Source organism: Streptomyces sp. x-80 (assembly GCF_046549095.1).
GTDB lineage: Bacteria > Actinomycetota > Actinomycetes > Streptomycetales > Streptomycetaceae > Streptomyces > Streptomyces celluloflavus.
Window position 1 is genome coordinate 235,741 of record NZ_JAJPWM010000005.1, and the last position, 16,182, is coordinate 251,922.

The window sequence follows — 16,182 nt, forward strand, 5'->3', positions numbered from 1 at the left end:
TACGGCCCGCGGCGTCTCACGATACGGGCCCGGCCGCGGAGTTGCGGCCCGCCCGGCGGCACCGCACCCGCCGCCGGGGCCCGGTGTCAGTCCTTCACCGTGAACGTCTTGAACGCCGTCTCGCGCAGCTGCCGGCACTCCGTGTCCGACCACGCGTCCGCCTTGCAGGTGATCATGATGGCGTAGCCGTGCTTGTCGTCGGCCTTGAAACCGCGGTTGAGCACCTGCACCTGCTCACCGCCCTGGGTGCGGGTGAACTGCCAGTCCGCGACGGTCGGATAGTCCCGCCATTTGACGGGGGCGATGCCGACCAGGTGGTAGTTGTCGCTGGAGCCGCGCACACTCGGCTCCTGGCTGTGCCAGGATGCCGCCGCGTCGGTGCCGGGCTTGGCGTTGTAGTCGACCTGGATACGCGGAAAGCCGCCCGACGCGCTGTAGATGGCGCCGGAGTTCTGCCCCGCGGTACCCGTCTGCCGGAAGCCCTTGGGCATCGCCATGGCGAACTTGTACTGGCCGTTGGCGATCGCGCCGAAGCCGTCCGGCAGCGCCTGGCCGTCCTTCGCGGCGCCGCTGCCCGACTGCGGCGGCGGGGTGCCCGGACGCTGCTTCGCGGGCTCCTCGCCGGTACCGGACCGGTCCGCCGTGGAGGATGCCTGGCCCGCGGACGCCTTGTCGTTCGTGCCGGACGCGTCCGTGCTCTGGCCGTCGCCGCCGAGCGCGAACGCCAGCACCGTGCCGACGATCGCCACCGCGATCACCACGGCGACGATGACGAGGGTGCGGCGCGGGACCACATCGGTCACCGAGGCGCGCGGCGGGGCCGGCCGGCTGCTGCCGTCGCCCGGTCCGGAGCCGGACCGGGTCGCCGCGGTGGCGGCCTCGCGTACGGACCGGAGGGCGCCGCGCATCCGCTCCTTGGCGGCGTCCGTGTCGAACCCCGGCCGGTCCGTCGCCGGACGGTCCCCGGCCGGGCGGTCCGTCCCGTACCGGCCCGCCGTCCCGGCCGGCGGCTGCCCGGACCCGGCCCGCTCCGGCGCACCCGGCGCCCCGGCCGCGCCGGTACCGGCCGTCCCCGGCCGCGCCTGCGGCGCGGGCTTCGGCTTGCGCTGCGGCTTCGGTCCGGCCGTCGCCTTCGGCTTCGCCGGACGGGCCGCGGGGCCGGCCGGGGCCCGCTCCTCGGGAACCGTCGGCAGTGCCATCGCACGGGTGGCGTCCAGGGCGGGCTCCGGCGCCTGCGGACCGGTGTCCTCCGGCCCGTGCACGACGTCCAGCAGCAGGGCGCGCGCGCCCGCGTCGTCCAGCCGGCCCGCCGGGTTCTTCACCAGCAGGCCGTAGATGACCTCTTCCAGCGCGCCGGCGCTCTTCGGCGGGTCGACCGGCTCGGTCATCACCGCCGTCAGCGTCGCGATCGCCGACCCCTTGTCGTACGGCGGTACGCCCTCGACGCAGGCGTACAGCAGCCCGCCCAGCGACCACATGTCGGCGGGCGGGCCGGGCTTGTGCCCGCGGGCCCGCTCCGGCGAGATGTACGAGGGCGCGCCGACGAGCATGCCGGTGGAGGTGACGGAGGGGTCGCCCTCGACCTGTGCGATGCCGAAGTCGGTCAGGACGACGCGGCCGTCGTCCGACATCAGGACGTTGGACGGCTTCACATCGCGGTGCAGGATGCCCTCGCGGTGGGCGGCGCGCAGCACATCCAGTACGGCGAGGCCGACCTCGGCGGAGCGGCGCGGGGTGAGCGCGCCGTCGTCGCGGATGACCTCGGCCAGCGAGCGGCCCTCGACGAGTTCCATCACGATCCACGGCCGGTCGTCCTCGTCGACCACGTCGAAGACCGTCACGGCGCCGTTGTTGCGGATCCGGGCGATCGCCTTGGCCTCGCGCAGGGTACGGGTGATCAGGCGGCGCTTCTCGTCCTCCTCGACCCCGCCCGGGAAGCGCAGTTCCTTGACCGCGACCGTGCGGCCCAGGACCTCGTCGCGAGCACGCCATACCGTGCCCATGCCGCCCCGGCCGAGAACATCGGCGAGCCGGTACCGGCCGGCGAGCAGCCTGCCCTCCTTGCCGTCCATCTCGACCTCGTCGCCCACTGAATCCCCTCTGTAATCCAGCCGAGTTGGCAGCTTCGCTTTTCCGTCGCTCACCAAACTGGCCCAACTCGGACAACCCACCCTGGCAGAGCCTTCATTCTCCCTCATCCGCAGCCGTGGGGAAGGCCCGGGTCCGCGACGGACGGCACCGCGCGCGCCCGTCATGATGGCCCCGACGAACGGGAGTCCCGATGACGCTGCGGTCACCTCGCGCCGCCTCGGCGCGCGCCGCCCGCCGCCGTGCCACCGCGCTCACCGCCCAGGCCGCCGCCCTGGCACTGGCCCTGACGGCCTGTACGGGCGTAGCGCGGCGCGACCCGGTCCCGTCCGCGGCGGCCGGGGCGCCGTCGGCCGCGACCGGGCGCGCCCTGGACCGGCTGGTGGCCGACGGGGCCCCGGGCGCCGCCTCGCTCAGCACGCGCGACGGCCGCATCCGCGCCTCCCGTTTCACCACTGCGGGTGTCGCCGATCTGCGCACCGGCCGCCCCATGGAGCGCACCGACCACTTCCGGGCCGGCAGCCTCACCAAGACCGTGGTCGCGACCGTCGTCCTGCAACTCGTCGCCGAGGGGAAGCTGTCCCTGGACGACACCGCGGACCGGCAGCTGCCTCAGGGTGTACCGGGCATCGGGCCGGACGAGCGCGGCGTCCTGCGCCAGGTAACGGTCCGCCGGCTGCTGGACCATACGACCGGCCTGTTCGACTACACCGCGGACCCGAGGCTCGCCCGGCAGCTGCGCGGCAGGGGGTTCGGCGCCCACCGCTACGACCACCACACCCCGGCGGAGCTGCTGCGGATCGCGCTGAGCCACGGGCCGGCGGCCGGTTCCCGCGCGTACGGCCCGGCGGGCGGACGGGGCGCCCCCTTCGCCTACTCCAACACCAACTACCTCGTCCTCGGCCTGCTCATCAGGGGCGTCACCGGGCACCCGTACGCCGAGGAGATCCGCCGCCGCGTCATCGGCCCCGTCGGGCTCCGCGACACCTCCTTCCCCGGCACCGACCCGGCCCTGCCCGAGCCGCACGGCCGCGCCTACGCCCGGGTCGGCGGCCGCCGGGTGGACGTCACGGCCCTGGACCCGAGCCGGGCGGGCGCGGCCGGCGAGATGGTCACCACCCTCGGCGACCTCAACCGGTTCTTCGCGGCGCTGCTCGGCGGCGCGCTCCTCCCGCCGCGTCAGATGGCCCAGCTGCGCAGCGAGCGGGGCACCGGCGGCGCCTACGGCCTCGGCCTGTACGCCACCGTGCTGCCCTGTGGCGTCACGGTCTGGGGCCACAACGGCGACATCAACGGCTCGTACGCGCAGACCGCGGGCACCGCCGACGGCCGGCACCTCGTCAGCTACCGCGTCAACACCGCGCCCCTCGCCGTCCCGGAGCACGGCACGGACGTGCTGACCGCGGAGTTCTGCGCACCGTCCCGGCGCACCGCGGGGCACCGGGCCGCCGCCACTCGCGGGCGGACGGCCCGGTCCGGTCCCTGACGGCCGCCGGGGCGCGGGCCGTCGCGCCTCCGCCGCCTACGACGGCACGATGTCCGGCGCGCCCAGCCGTGCCGCGTCCGCCGTCAGATCGTCCGGCTGCCGCTGCGACTCGCGCTCCGCCTCGACCCGTTTCTCGTAGTGGGCGATCTCCTTCTCGACCCGGTCGGTGTCCCAGCCCAGCGCGGGCGCCATCAGCTCGGCCACCTCGCGGGCGCTGCGGGTGCCCCGGTCGAAGGTCTCGATCGAGATGCGGGTCCGCCGGGTCAGTACGTCGTCGAGATGCCGGGCGCCCTCGTGCGTGCAGGCGTACACCACCTCGGCCCGCAGATAGTCGTCGGCGGCGGCCAGCGGTTCGCCCAGCGACGGATCGGCCACCACCAGCTCCAGCAGCTCCTCGGCGCGCGAACCGTAGCGGTTCAGCAGGTGCTCCACGCGCGCCACGTGCAGGCCGGTGCGCGCCGCAGTGCGGGCCCGCGCGTTCCACAGCGCCTTGTAGCCCTCGGCGCCGACCAGCGGCACGTCCTCCGTCACGCACTCCGCGACCCGCTGGTCCAGCGCGTGCACCGCCTCGTCCACGGCGTCCTTGGCCATCACCCGGTACGTCGTGTACTTGCCGCCCGCGACCACGACGAGGCCGGGCACCGGGTGGGCGACCGTGTGCTCGCGCGACAGTTTGCTGGTCGCATCCGACTCACCGGCCAGCAGCGGCCGCAGGCCCGCATAGACGCCTTCGACGTCGTCCCTGGTCAGCGGCGTGGCGAGCACCGAGTTGACATGCTCCAGCAGATAGTCGATATCGGCGCTGGACGCCGCCGGATGGGCCTTGTCCAGATCCCAGTCGGTGTCCGTCGTCCCGATGATCCAGTGCCGTCCCCACGGGATGACGAACAGCACGCTCTTCTCGGTCCGCAGGATCAGCCCGGTCGTCGAGTGGATACGGTCCTTGGGCACGACCAGGTGGATCCCCTTGGACGCGCGGACGTGGAACTGCCCGCGCTCGCCGATCAGCGCCTGGGTGTCATCGGTCCACACCCCGGTGGCGTTGACGATCTGCCGGGCGCGGATCTCGTACTCGCCGCCCGCCTCGACGTCCTGCACCCGCGCGCCGACCACCCGCTCGCCCTCGCGCAGGAAGCCCACCACGCGCGCCCGGTTGGCGACCTGGGCCCCGTACGCCGCGGCGGTCCGCACCAGCGTCATCACGAAGCGCGCGTCGTCCATCTGCGCGTCGTAGTACTGCAACGCCCCGACCAGGGCCTCCTTCTTGAGGCAGGGCGCCACCCGCAGGGCGCGGCGCTGGGAGAGATGCCGGTGTACCGGCAGCCCGCGGCCGTGCCCGGACGAGACGGACATGGCGTCGTAGAGCGCGACGCCCGATCCGGCGTACCAGCGCTCCCAGCCCTTGTGCTGCAACGGGTAGAGGAACGGCACCGGTTTCACCAGATGCGGCGCCAGCCGCTCCAGCAGCAGTCCGCGTTCCTTCAGCGCCTCCCTGACCAGCGCGAAGTCCAGCATCTCCAGATACCGCAGGCCGCCGTGGATGAGCTTGCTGGACCTGCTGGAGGTACCGGAGGCCCAGTCGCGCGCCTCGACCAGTCCGGTGGTCAGCCCGCGCGTCGCCGCGTCCAGTGCCGTACCGGCGCCGACGACTCCGCCGCCGACCACCAAGATGTCCAGCTCCCGCTCCGCCATTCGGGCGAGCGCCTCGGCACGCTGCGCCGGTCCCAGTGTCGCTGTCTTCACCACTGCCTCCCGCTGTGATCGGGGCCACACCCCCCGTCGGTCGATTCTGTCCGCGCTACGTGCCGCCAGTCCCCCTTCGCCGCGGGCGGCGGCAACACCCCGCCACCTCGATCGGCCAATATCCATTCTGAGTCGAATGTCGGCTTAGTCTACTTATGCGCCATCCGGAATCGCTCGGGAAGGGCGGCAGCAGCCATGCCCGCAGACCTCGCCGTCATCGGCCTCGGACACCTCGGCCTCCCTCTTGCCCAGGCCGCCACCACCGCCGGCATCAGCACCGTCGGCTACGACCCCGACCCGCACGCGGCCGCCCCCTCGGTCGCCGACGGGCCGCTGTCCGCCACCGAGATCCGCCGCCTGCTCGCCGGCGGTTTCCGCACCACCGCCGACCCCGCCGCCCTCGGCAAGGTCCGGACGGCCGTCATCTGCACCCCCACACCGCTCGGCGAGGACCGCGCCGTGGACCTGACCGGCGTCGCCGACGCGGCCCGCACCCTGGCCGCGCAGCTGCGCCCGCACACCACGGTCATCCTCGAATCGACCGCCTACCCGGGCACCACCGAGGAATTCCTGCGCCCCCTGCTCGAAGCGGGGTCGGGACTGACCGCCGGCCGCGACTTCCACCTCGCCTGCTCACCCCACCGGCACGACCCCGGCAACCGCACCCACCGCTACGGCAACACCCCCAAGGTCATCGGCGGCCTCACCCCCGCCTGCACCGAGGCCGCCGCGGCGTTCTACGGGCGGCTGACCGACAAGGTCGTCCGCGCCCGCGGCCCCCGCGAGGCGGAGACGGCCAGGGTCCTGGAGACCAACTACCGCCACGTCAACATCGCCCTGATGAACGAGATGGCGGTCTTCTGCCACGACATCGGCGTCGATCTGTGGGACGTCATCCGCTGCGCCGAGACGAAACCCTTCGGCTTCCAGGCGTTCCGCCCCGGCCCCGGCGTGGGCGGCCACGCGGCCCCCATCGACCCCAACTGCCTCTCCTACAAAGGACGTTCACCGGGCTACCCGCTCCGCATGGTCGAACTCGCCCAGGAGGTCAACAGCCGGATGCCGCGCTATGTCATCCAGCGCTGCGCCACCCTGCTCAACGAACACGGCAAGTCCGCCCGCGGCGCCCGCGTCCTGCTCCTCGGCGTCAGCTACCGGCCCGACACCGGCAACCAGGAGGGCTCCCCGGCCCGCGAGATCGCCACCCGCCTCATGGCACTCGGCGCGCAGCTCACGTACCACGACCCCTACGTCCCCCGGTGGAACGTGCGCGGCCGCCCCGTCCCCCGGTCCGACTCCCCCTACGAGGCCGCGGCCGACGCCGATCTGACGCTCCTCCTCCAGCCCCACCGCACCTACGACCTCCAGGGCCTCGCGGCGAAGGCCCAGCTCCTCCTGGACACCCGGGGCTCGACCCCGACGGGCACCGCCCACCGGCTCTGACCCGCAGCCGGTGCGGGACGGTCCCGGAACCGGAAAACGCGGCGGCCCGGCGACATGATGTCGCCGGGCCGCCGCGTCGCGTACGGGGACCCCGTGGCCGCGCCCCGGGGCCTCGCCGCCGCTAGCGGTTGTCGTGCTGCGACGGCGCGACCGTCACCTCGACCCGCTGGAACTCCTTGAGCTCGGAGTAGCCCGTGGTGGCCATCGCCCGGCGCAGCGCGCCGAAGAAGTTCATCGACCCGTCGGGCGTGGTCGAGGGCCCGAGGAGCACCTCTTCCGTCGTGCCGACCGCGCCGAGGTCCATCCGCTTGCCCCGCGGCACGTCCTCATGCACCGCCTCCATGCCCCAGTGGTGGCCGCGGCCGGGCGCGTCCGTCGCACGGGCCAGCGGCGAGCCCATCATCACCGCGTCCGCGCCACAGGCGATCGCCTTCGGCAGGTCGCCGGACCAGCCCACACCGCCGTCGGCGATGACATGCACATACCGGCCGCCGGACTCGTCCATGTAGTCCCGGCGCGCGGCGGCGACATCCGCCACCGCCGTCGCCATCGGGACCTGGATGCCCAGGACGTTACGGGTGGTGTGCGCCGCGCCGCCGCCGAACCCGACCAGCACACCGGCCGCACCAGTCCGCATCAGGTGCAGCGCCGCGGTGTACGTGGCGCAGCCGCCGACGATGACCGGGACATCCAGCTCGTAGATGAACTGCTTCAGATTCAGCGGCTCGGCGGCCGACGAGACGTGCTCGGCGGAGACGGTGGTGCCCCGGATCACGAAGATGTCCACGCCCGCGTCCACGACCGCCTTGGAGAACTGGGCGGTGCGCTGCGGCGACAGCGCGGCGGCGGTCACGACACCCGAGTCGCGCACCTCCTTGATCCGCTGCCCGATCAGCTCTTCCTTGATCGGCGCGGCGTAGATCTCCTGCAACCGCTTGGTGGCCGTCTCACCGTCCAGCTCCGCGATCTCCGCGAGCAGCGGCTCCGGGTCCTCGTACCGGGTCCACAGACCCTCCAGGTTGAGGACGCCCAGGCCGCCCAGCTCACCGATGCGGATGGCGGTCCGCGGCGAGACCACGGAGTCCATCGGAGCGGCCAGGAACGGCAGCTCGAAACGGTAGGCGTCGATCTGCCAGGCGATCGAGACCTCCTTCGGGTCGCGGGTGCGGCGACTCGGGACGACGGCGATGTCGTCGAAGGCATATGCCCGGCGGCCGCGCTTGCCGCGTCCGATCTCGATCTCAGTCACGTGTGTGGCCTTTCCCTCTACGTCTGCCGTTCCAGTATCCCCGACACACGAAAACCCGCGGCCGCGGTGCGGCCACGGGCTTCCGCCACGCCTGCGCGCGCACGCGCCACGCTCAGCGACGCGAATGTCCGGCGCCGCCGGCGACGCGAACAGTCCGGCGCCTCGGTCGCCATCCGCCCCCAGCCCCCCCCGGGGGCAACCCCCGAACCCCCGGCCGGAGGGCCCGTCCTAGCGACGCGAGTAGTTCGGCGCCTCGGTCGTCATCTGACCCCATCCCCCGGGGGCAACCCCCGGACCCCCAGCCGGAGGGCCCGTCCTAGCGACGCGAGTAGTTCGGCGCCTCGGTCGTCATCTGGATGTCGTGCGGGTGGCTCTCCTTGAGGCCCGCGGAGGTGATGCGGACGAAGCGGCCCTTGTCCTTGAGCTCCTGGATGTCGGCGGAGCCGACGTAGCCCATGGAGGCGCGCAGACCGCCGACGAGCTGGTGGGCCACCGAGGAGAGCGGGCCGCGGTAGGGCACCTGGCCCTCGATGCCCTCGGGGACCAGCTTGTCCTCGGAGAGGACGTTGTCCTGGAAGTAGCGGTCCTTGGAGAAGGACTTGCCCTGCCCGCGGGACTGCATCGCGCCCAGCGAACCCATCCCCCGGTACGACTTGAACTGCTTGCCGTTGATGAAGACCATCTCGCCCGGCGACTCCTCGCAGCCGGCCAGCAGCGAGCCCAGCATGACCGTATCCGCACCGGCCGCGATGGCCTTGGCGATATCGCCGGAGTACTGGAGGCCGCCGTCGCCGATCAGCGGTACGCCCGCGGCGTGCGCGGCCTGCGCGGCCTCGTAGATCGCGGTGACCTGCGGCACGCCGACACCGGCGACGACGCGGGTGGTGCAGATGGAGCCGGGGCCGACCCCGACCTTGATGCCGTCGGCGCCCGCGTCGATCAGCGCCTGGGCGCCGTCGCGAGTGGCGACGTTGCCGCCGACGACATCGACGCGGATGTTGGACTTGACCTTGGCGATCATGTCGAGGATGCCGCGGCTGTGGCCGTGCGCGCTGTCCACGACGAGGAAGTCGGCACCGGCCTCGACCAGCGCCTGCGCCCGGTCGTACGCCGCGTCGCCGACACCGACGGCCGCGCCGACGACCAGCCGGCCCTCGGCGTCCTTGGCGGCGTTCGGGTACTTCTCCGCCTTGACGAAGTCCTTGACGGTGATCAGACCCTTGAGGACGCCCGCGTCGTCGACCAGCGGAAGCTTCTCGATCTTGTGGCGGCGCAGCAGCTCGATGGCGTCCTCGCCGGAGATGCCGACCTTGCCGGTGACCAGCGGCATCGGCGTCATGACCTCGCGGACCTGCCGGCTGCGGTCCATCTCGAAGGCCATATCGCGGTTGGTGACGATGCCCAGCAGCTTGCCCGCCGCGTCGGTCACCGGCACACCGCTGATCCGGAACTTGGCGCACAGCGCGTCCGCCTCGGCGAGCTCCGCGTCCGGGCGGACCGTGATCGGGTCGGTGACCATGCCGGACTCGGAGCGCTTGACCAGATCGACCTGGTTGGCCTGGTCCTCGATGGAGAGGTTGCGGTGCAGCACACCGGCGCCGCCCTGGCGCGCCATGGCGATCGCCATCCGCGCCTCGGTGACCTTGTCCATCGCCGCGGACAGCAGCGGGATGCTCACCGTGACGTTCCGCGAGACCCGGGAGGCGGTGCTCACCGCGTTCGGCAGCACCTCCGACGCGCCGGGCATCAGCAGAACGTCGTCGTATGTCAGCCCGAGCATGGCGAATTTGGCGGGCATACCGTCGACGTTGTCACTCATGACACCTTCCCCAATGCTCTTGCCTCAGCGCGGACACCCATGCTAACGGCCTGGAGAGGTGTCCCATTCCACGGCCGATGAGGGCCTCATCACTCGTACGTTTCTACCGAGCCGCCCCGCCGTCCCGAAGGGGGATTCCCGCGGAGCACCGGGGCGCTCCGCGGACCGCCCCCGTCCGCTACTGCTCGGCGAGCGCTCGCAGCCGGCTGAGCGCGCGGTGCTGGGCGACCCGCACCGCACCGGGCGACATCCCCAGCATCTGCCCGGTCTCCTCGGCCGTCAGCCCGACCGCGACCCGCAGCAGCACCAGCTCACGCTGGTTCTCCGGCAGGTTCGCCAGCAGTTTCTTGGCCCACTCGGCGTCGCTGCTCAGCAGCGCCCGCTCCTCGGGGCCGAGGGAGTCGTCCGGCTGCTCGGGCATCTCGTCGGACGGCACGGCCGTACTGCCGGGACCGCGCATCGCGGCCCGTTGCAGATCGGCGACCTTGTGCCCGGCGATGGCGAAGACGAACGCCTCGAAGGGCTTGCCGGTGTCGCGGTAGCGCGGCAGCGCGCAGAGCACCGCGACACACACCTCCTGCGCCAGGTCCTCCACGAAGTGCCGGGCGTCCCCCGGCAGCCGGGAGAGCCGGGTGCGGCAGTAGCGCAGGGCGAGGGGGTGCACATGGGCCAGGAGGTCGTGCGTGGCCCGCCGGTCGCCCTCGACGGCGCGTGCGACGAGATCACTGATCTCCTGATTGCCGTCATCGCGCATCGGTCCATGGTGCCTTGACGCGGCGCCGCTCTCGGCATCACCCCTGTTGTTGTGCACCGAACCGTTACGAGCCGTCGTACTGGAACCCACGTCCCACGCCTCCCCCGATCGGGTTGTGCCCATACCGGCCCCGGGACCCTGTCGGTAGCTTGTAGCCCGTGCCGAACGGCACCGGGCAGGGCTTGTCCGTCATCAGGGTCTCTTCTGGCCGAGTGAGAAGCCCCGGCCTCCGCCGGGGAGGAGTCACACGTCAAGGATGCGGCATCGCGTGACGTTTCGGCGCCGGGCGCCCACGCGGTGGGGCTGCGGCCTTCGCCACCTCATCGAGGGACGAACGCCGCAACCCCGTTACGCAGCGCGTCACACCACGGTCAGCGGACCAGTCCCCAGCGGAAACCCAGCGCCACCGCGTGTGCCCGGTCGGATGCGCCGAGCTTCTTGAAGAGGCGCCGGGCATGCGTCTTGACCGTGTCCTCGGAGAGGAACAGCTCCCGGCCGATCTCGGCGTTGGAGCGGCCGTGGCTCATGCCCTCCAGCACCTGGATCTCCCGGGCGGTCAGTGTCGGCGCCGCGCCCATCTCGGCGGACCGCAACCGGCGCGGGGCGAGCCGCCACGTCGGGTCGGCGAGCGCCTGGGTCACCGTGGCGCGCAGCTCGGCGCGCGAGGCGTCCTTGTGCAGATAGCCGCGGGCACCGGCGGCGACCGCTAGCGCGACCCCGTCCAGATCCTCGGCCACCGTGAGCATGATGATCCGGGCGCCGGGGTCGGCGGACAGCAGCCGCCGCACGGTCTCGACACCGCCGAGACCGGGCATCCGTACGTCCATCAGAATCAAGTCCGAGCGATCGGCGCCCCAGCGGCGGAGGACTTCCTCGCCGTTGGCCGCCGTCGTCACACGCTCGACGCCGGGCACGGTCGCAACCGCCCGACGGAGCGCCTCTCGGGCAAGCGGGGAGTCGTCGCAGACGAGGACGGATGTCATGACCGTCCTCCGCAGCTGATGCGCGTCACCTTGAGCCTCCAGGCTGATACATATCGTCACCTGTGCGATTGACGGCCTCGGACAGATGCCCGACGGCTACCTCTGCCAATCGCCTCCGCACTCTCAACGACGGTCACTCGAAAGAGTTACGGCCTCGACGACCGAGTTCGGCACGCTCCGTAAGGGACCGGATACGCAGACGGTTCATCGCTGTACCGGCGGTCGCGCGCGCACCCTATGCCCTATTTGGCCCTCTTCCTTTCATTTTCGTGCCAACTGCGGCTAGATTCGCAATGAGTCATATTTACATCTACTTAGACAGTAGATGTACGGTCTTCAGCACCGAGCCCGAATCAGCATCGCTTCGAGGGGACACGCAATGGCAGATTTCTCCCGCCTCCCGGGCCCGAACGCAGACCTCTGGGACTGGCAGTTGCTGGCCGCCTGCCGCGGCGTGGACAGCTCGCTCTTCTTCCACCCCGAGGGCGAGCGCGGAGCGGCTCGTAGCGCGCGTGAGACATCGGCGAAGGAGGTCTGCATGCGCTGCCCCGTACGGGCCGAATGTGCGGCGCACGCGCTGGCGGTCCGCGAGCCCTACGGGGTCTGGGGCGGACTGACCGAGGACGAGCGCGAGGAACTCATGGGCCGGGCCCGGCACCGGCTGGTCCCCGCGACCTCGATGACCCACCACGTCGGCGTGACCGGCATCTGACCGTCCGGAGCCGCCGCACCGGAAGCACGCACGCTCCGCGAAAGCCCGCCGCGAGCAGCGGGAAGGCCCCGGGAGAACCCGGCCGGGCCTTCCCCGGATGGCCGGCGCCGCCGCGGGCGGCGCCCCACGCCCGTCCCCCTCGTCACTGATTCATCGCGGCGCTTCTCGTCACTGATTCATCGCGGCGCTTCTCGTCACTGATTCATCGCGGCGCTTCTCGTCACTGCTCCGCTGCGGCACTTCTCGTCGCTGCTTCACCGTGTCGCTTCTCGCCGCTGCTCCGCTGCGGCACTTCGTCGCCGCGTCGCGCTCCGGTCACTCGAACGGCGGCCAGCCGTCGCCCCGTATGAGGAGCACGTCCGCACCGGGTGAGGACCACCGGATGAGCCCCCACCTGAGACCCCACCTGGTGAACGACGCCGGGTGAAACCCCACCGGGTGAACGCCCACCTATGGAATCCCGTCGGCCCTGTGGAATCCCGTCGGCCGTCCCGTGCCGTCAGTGTCCGGCGGCCTCGACCAGCTGATCGAGCATCGCCTCTACCGCGGGGACCTGTGCCAGGTCCGGCAGCGTGAGCGCGACGATCTCGCGGTGCACGGCCGGTTCCAGCCGTACCGTCGTGGTGCCCTTGGGGCGTACGGACGCCAGGGTCAGCTCGGGCAGGGCGGCGACGCCCAGACCCGCGCCGACCAGGCCGATCACCGCCGGATAGTCGTCGGTGGCGAAGTCGATACGCGGGGTGAAGCCCGCGTTCTCGCAGACCTCCACGAGGTGCCCCCGGCAGCGCGGACAGCCGCCGATCCACGGTTCGTCGGCCAGCTCGGCGAACCGGACCGTACCGGCCTGCGCCAGCCGGTGGCCGTCCGGGACCAGTCCGATCAGCCGGTCCGCCAGGATCGGGCGGGCGACCAGGTCGTCCCACTCCGCCCCGGCGGCCGGGTCCGCGCCGCGCACCTCGGGATAGCGGAAGGCCAGCGCGATCTCGCAGTCGCCGTTGCGCAGCATCTCGATCGAGCGCGGTGGCTCGGCCTCGACCAGCGAGACCCGGGTGCCGGGGTACGCGGCGCGCATCGCCGCCAGCGCGGTCGGCACCAGCGTCGAGCTGCCGGAGGGGAACGACACCAGCCGCACCCGGCCGGCCCGCAGGCCCGCGATGGCGGCGACCTCCTCCTCCGCGGCGGTGAGCCCCGCCAGGATGCCGACGGCGTGCCGTACCAGCGCCTCACCCGCCTGCGTCAGCCGCATCTCGCGACCCGTACGGACCAGGAGCGGGGTGCCGGCGGACTGTTCCAGGGCCTTCATCTGCTGGCTGACGGCGGGCTGGGTGCAGCCCAGCTCGCGGGCGGCGGCGGAGAAGGAACCGGTCCTGGCGACGGCGCGCAGCACACGGAGATGACGGGCCTCGATCATTCTTCAAGCATAAGCGAGCCTTGGAGAGAAAGCGGATTACTCACTGCGCGCTTTGGCTGATTTGGCTTAGCGTGAGCGCATGAAACTGCTTTCCGTGAATCTGGGGCGTCCCATCCCGTCCGAGCACACCGACGCCCCGGCCGGGACGGGTATCGACAAACAGCCCGTGGACGGCCCGGTGGCGGTCACCGCGCCGGGCCCCAAGGGCATCGGTGCGAGCGGGCTGGCGGGCGACGCGGTGGTCGACACCCGCCATCACGGCGGCAACGACCAGGCCGTGTACGCCTACGCCCGCGAGGACCTGGACGCCTGGCAGCGGGAGCTGGGCCGCGAGCTGGGCAACGGCGTGTTCGGCGAGAACCTCACCACCGCCGGCGTCGAGGTCAACGGCGCCCTGGTCGGCGAGCGCTGGCTGATCGGCGACCGGCTGCTGCTGGAGGTGACCGCACCGCGGATTCCGTGCCGGACGTTCCAGGGCTGGCTGGGCGAACATGGCTGGATCAAGCGGTTCACGGCGGCCGGGGTGCCCGGCGCGTATCTGCGGGTGCTCGAACCGGGCGAGATCCACGCCGGGGACCCCGTCGAGGTGGTGCACCGCCCGGACCACGGCGTGACCATCGCGCTGATGTTCCGGGCGCTGACGACCGAGCGGGAGCTGCTGCCGCGGCTGCTGACGGTCGGGGACGCGCTGCCGGAGGAGGCACGGGCCAGGGCGGCCAAGTACGTGGCGCAGGCGGCGAGCTGACGGGAAGCCGGCCGAAGGGGGCGGGCGGCGGGAGCGGGTGCCGGCGCGTCCCAGGGCATCGGCGCCGCGCCCGGTGCGGATAGCGTGCCCCGTATGACGACTGCACTGATCACGGGAGCGACGGCGGGCATCGGGGCGGCGTTCGCCCGGCGGCTCGCCAGCGACGGCCACAGCGTGGTGCTGGTGGCGCGCGACGAGAAGCGGCTGCGCGAGCAGGCGACCGAACTGCACGACCGGCACGGCATCGAAGCGGAGGTGCTCCGCGCCGATCTGGCGACGGAGCAGGGCATCACCGCCGTCGAGGAGCGGCTCGCGGACACCACGCGTCCGGTGGATCTGCTGGTGAACAACGCGGGGTTCGGCAACAAGGGCGAGTACCTCGAAGTGTCGATGGCCGATGAGCTGACGATGCTGAAGGTGCACTGCGAGGCAGTGCTGCGGCTCACGACGGCCGCGGTCCGCGGTATGCGGGACCGGCGGCGGGGCGCGGTCGTCAATGTCGCGTCCGTGGCGGCGTTCGTACCGCGCGGGACGTACGGGGCGAGCAAGGCGTGGGTCGTGCAGTTCACCCAGGGCGCCGCGCGGGACCTGGCCGGCAGCGGGGTCCGGCTGATGGCGCTCTGCCCCGGCTTCGTACGGACCGAGTTCCACCAGCGGGCCGGGATGGGCACGGACAACATCCCCGGCTGGTTGTGGCTGGACGCCGGCAAACTGGTCGACGCGGCGATGCGGGATCTGGCGCGCGGCAAGTCACTGTCCGTTCCGGACCCGCGGTACAAGGCGCTGGTGGGCGCGGCGAAGCTGGCGCCTCGCGGGGTGCTCGGCGGGATCACTTCGCGGACGGGGCGGAAGTATGGTCCGCGGTAGTCGCTGGCGCTCCGTTTTTCCCCACGATGCTGGGTGCGGCGCCGTAGTCGCTGGCGCTCCGCCTTTCTCCACGATGTTGGGTGCGGCGCCGTAGTCGCTGGCGCTCCGCCTTTCTCCACGATGTTGGGTGCGGCGCCGTAGTCGCTGGCGCTCCGCCTTTCCCCACGATGTTGGGTGCGGCGCCGTGTCGGCGGGTGAACTCTTCCGCTGCGCGGGGCCGTAGTCGCTGACGCTCCGTCTTTTCCCACGATGCTGGGTGCGGCGCCGTGCCGACGGGTGAACTCTTCCGCTGCGCGGGGCCGTAGTCGCGGACGCTCCGGATTTTCCCACGATGCTGGGTGCGGCGCCGTGCCGACGGGTGAACTCTTCCGCTGCGCGGGGCCGTAGTCGCGGACGCTCCGGATTTTCCCCACGTTGTGGGGTGCGGCGCCGTCCTTTCACGTCGTACGGGGACGTTCCCGTTGGTGCTGCGGATTGCCCGCAGCGCCGCGCTCGGCGGCACTTCTCCATATTGCCGAGTGCGGCGCCGCTTATCCGCTGCGCGGGACATCACTCCCCCGCATTGCCGGGTGCGGCGCCGCATTTCCCTTTCCACTGCGGGGGGGGGGGGACGCCGCTCCCCCGCGTTGCCGGGTGCGGCGCCGTTGCCTTCCCTTCCGCTGCGCGGGGCCGTAGTCGCTGGCGCTCCGTCTTTTCCCACGATGCTGGGTGCGGCGCCGTACTTTCCCGACGTCCGGGATCACCCCCGTTGGTGCTCAGGATTGCCCGCGGCGCCGCGCTCGGCGGCACTTCCCCGCGTTGCCGGGTGCGGCGCCGCTTTTCCCTTTGCGCTACGCGGAACGCCGCTCCCCCACGTTGCCAGGTGCGGCGCCACTTTCCCTT

12 protein-coding genes are annotated in these 16,182 nt (G+C 72.2%); 5 read left to right on the forward strand and 7 right to left on the reverse strand.

The window, feature by feature from the left end; genetic code table 11:
- Positions 1–86 precede the first annotated feature (86 nt).
- On the reverse strand, positions 87–2,090 hold the full coding sequence (locus ACLJWH_RS11705; RefSeq protein ID WP_411141578.1) for a serine/threonine-protein kinase: 2,004 nt from the start codon (positions 2,088–2,090) through the stop codon (positions 87–89).
- A gap of 191 nt (positions 2,091–2,281) precedes the next feature.
- Between ACLJWH_RS11705 and ACLJWH_RS11710 the strand changes: the two genes are divergently transcribed.
- On the forward strand, positions 2,282–3,574 hold the full coding sequence (locus ACLJWH_RS11710) for a serine hydrolase domain-containing protein (protein ID WP_411141579.1): 1,293 nt from the start codon (positions 2,282–2,284) through the stop codon (positions 3,572–3,574).
- A 36-nt stretch (positions 3,575–3,610) separates the two neighbouring features.
- On the opposite strand, the gene ACLJWH_RS11715 is transcribed toward ACLJWH_RS11710, so the two are convergent.
- Positions 3,611–5,317: a glycerol-3-phosphate dehydrogenase/oxidase gene (locus ACLJWH_RS11715; protein ID WP_411141580.1), complete on the reverse strand. Its 1,707-nt coding sequence runs from the start codon at positions 5,315–5,317 to the stop codon at positions 3,611–3,613.
- A 195-nt stretch (positions 5,318–5,512) separates the two neighbouring features.
- Here ACLJWH_RS11715 and ACLJWH_RS11720 point away from each other — a divergent pair, with 195 nt between their 5' ends.
- Positions 5,513–6,760 (forward strand): nucleotide sugar dehydrogenase, encoded by a 1,248-nt coding sequence (locus ACLJWH_RS11720; protein WP_411141581.1) that lies wholly within the window; start codon positions 5,513–5,515, stop codon positions 6,758–6,760.
- Positions 6,761–6,881: 121 nt separating this feature from the next.
- Here the strand turns inward: ACLJWH_RS11720 and ACLJWH_RS11725 are convergent, their stop codons facing one another.
- The 4 genes from ACLJWH_RS11725 to ACLJWH_RS11740 all read right to left on the reverse strand — a co-directional run bounded on the left by ACLJWH_RS11725 (position 6,882) and on the right by ACLJWH_RS11740 (position 11,565).
- The gene (locus tag ACLJWH_RS11725; RefSeq protein ID WP_411141582.1) at positions 6,882–8,009 is read right to left on the reverse strand and encodes a GuaB3 family IMP dehydrogenase-related protein; all 1,128 of its coding nucleotides are present in this window, start codon (positions 8,007–8,009) and stop codon (positions 6,882–6,884) included.
- A gap of 316 nt (positions 8,010–8,325) precedes the next feature.
- Positions 8,326–9,828 carry an IMP dehydrogenase gene (gene guaB / locus ACLJWH_RS11730; RefSeq protein WP_411141583.1) on the reverse strand — a complete coding sequence of 501 codons (1,503 nt, stop codon included), beginning with the start codon at positions 9,826–9,828 and terminating at the stop codon, positions 8,326–8,328.
- A 178-nt stretch (positions 9,829–10,006) separates the two neighbouring features.
- A complete protein-coding gene (locus ACLJWH_RS11735) occupies positions 10,007–10,582 on the reverse strand; it encodes a sigma-70 family RNA polymerase sigma factor (protein WP_411141584.1) in 576 nt (191 codons plus the stop codon).
- A gap of 371 nt (positions 10,583–10,953) precedes the next feature.
- On the reverse strand, positions 10,954–11,565 hold the full coding sequence (locus ACLJWH_RS11740; protein WP_003948568.1) for a response regulator transcription factor: 612 nt from the start codon (positions 11,563–11,565) through the stop codon (positions 10,954–10,956).
- Between the two features lie 379 nt (positions 11,566–11,944).
- On the opposite strand from ACLJWH_RS11740, the gene ACLJWH_RS11745 reads away from it, so the two are divergent.
- Complete coding sequence (locus ACLJWH_RS11745; protein ID WP_367433689.1) at positions 11,945–12,277, forward strand: WhiB family transcriptional regulator; 333 nt, start codon at positions 11,945–11,947, stop codon at positions 12,275–12,277.
- A 499-nt stretch (positions 12,278–12,776) separates the two neighbouring features.
- Here ACLJWH_RS11745 and ACLJWH_RS11750 read toward each other — a convergent pair whose 3' ends face one another.
- A complete protein-coding gene (locus ACLJWH_RS11750) occupies positions 12,777–13,688 on the reverse strand; it encodes a LysR family transcriptional regulator (protein ID WP_411141585.1) in 912 nt (303 codons plus the stop codon).
- A gap of 79 nt (positions 13,689–13,767) precedes the next feature.
- On the opposite strand from ACLJWH_RS11750, the gene ACLJWH_RS11755 reads away from it, so the two are divergent.
- Together ACLJWH_RS11755 and ACLJWH_RS11760 are read left to right on the forward strand one after the other, a co-directional pair.
- Positions 13,768–14,433 (forward strand): MOSC domain-containing protein, encoded by a 666-nt coding sequence (locus tag ACLJWH_RS11755; protein ID WP_411141586.1) that lies wholly within the window; start codon positions 13,768–13,770, stop codon positions 14,431–14,433.
- 93 nt (positions 14,434–14,526) lie between these two features.
- Positions 14,527–15,300 carry an SDR family NAD(P)-dependent oxidoreductase gene (locus ACLJWH_RS11760; protein WP_411141587.1) on the forward strand — a complete coding sequence of 258 codons (774 nt, stop codon included), beginning with the start codon at positions 14,527–14,529 and terminating at the stop codon, positions 15,298–15,300.
- Positions 15,301–16,182 lie beyond the last annotated feature (882 nt).

Bases quoted from the DNA above. Each gene is read 5' to 3' on its own strand.
- ACLJWH_RS11710 (WP_411141579.1), top strand. From the start codon at position 2,282: ATGACGCTGCGGTCACCTCGCGCCGCCTCGGCGCGCGCCGCCCGCCGC.
- ACLJWH_RS11720 (WP_411141581.1), top strand. From the start codon at position 5,513: ATGCCCGCAGACCTCGCCGTCATCGGCCTCGGACACCTCGGCCTCCCT.
- guaB (WP_411141583.1), bottom strand. From the start codon at position 9,828: ATGAGTGACAACGTCGACGGTATGCCCGCCAAATTCGCCATGCTCGGG.
- ACLJWH_RS11735 (WP_411141584.1), bottom strand. From the start codon at position 10,582: ATGCGCGATGACGGCAATCAGGAGATCAGTGATCTCGTCGCACGCGCC.
- ACLJWH_RS11740 (WP_003948568.1), bottom strand. From the start codon at position 11,565: ATGACATCCGTCCTCGTCTGCGACGACTCCCCGCTTGCCCGAGAGGCG.
- ACLJWH_RS11745 (WP_367433689.1), top strand. From the start codon at position 11,945: ATGGCAGATTTCTCCCGCCTCCCGGGCCCGAACGCAGACCTCTGGGAC.
- ACLJWH_RS11750 (WP_411141585.1), bottom strand. From the start codon at position 13,688: ATGATCGAGGCCCGTCATCTCCGTGTGCTGCGCGCCGTCGCCAGGACC.
- ACLJWH_RS11755 (WP_411141586.1), top strand. From the start codon at position 13,768: ATGAAACTGCTTTCCGTGAATCTGGGGCGTCCCATCCCGTCCGAGCAC.
- ACLJWH_RS11760 (WP_411141587.1), top strand. From the start codon at position 14,527: ATGACGACTGCACTGATCACGGGAGCGACGGCGGGCATCGGGGCGGCG.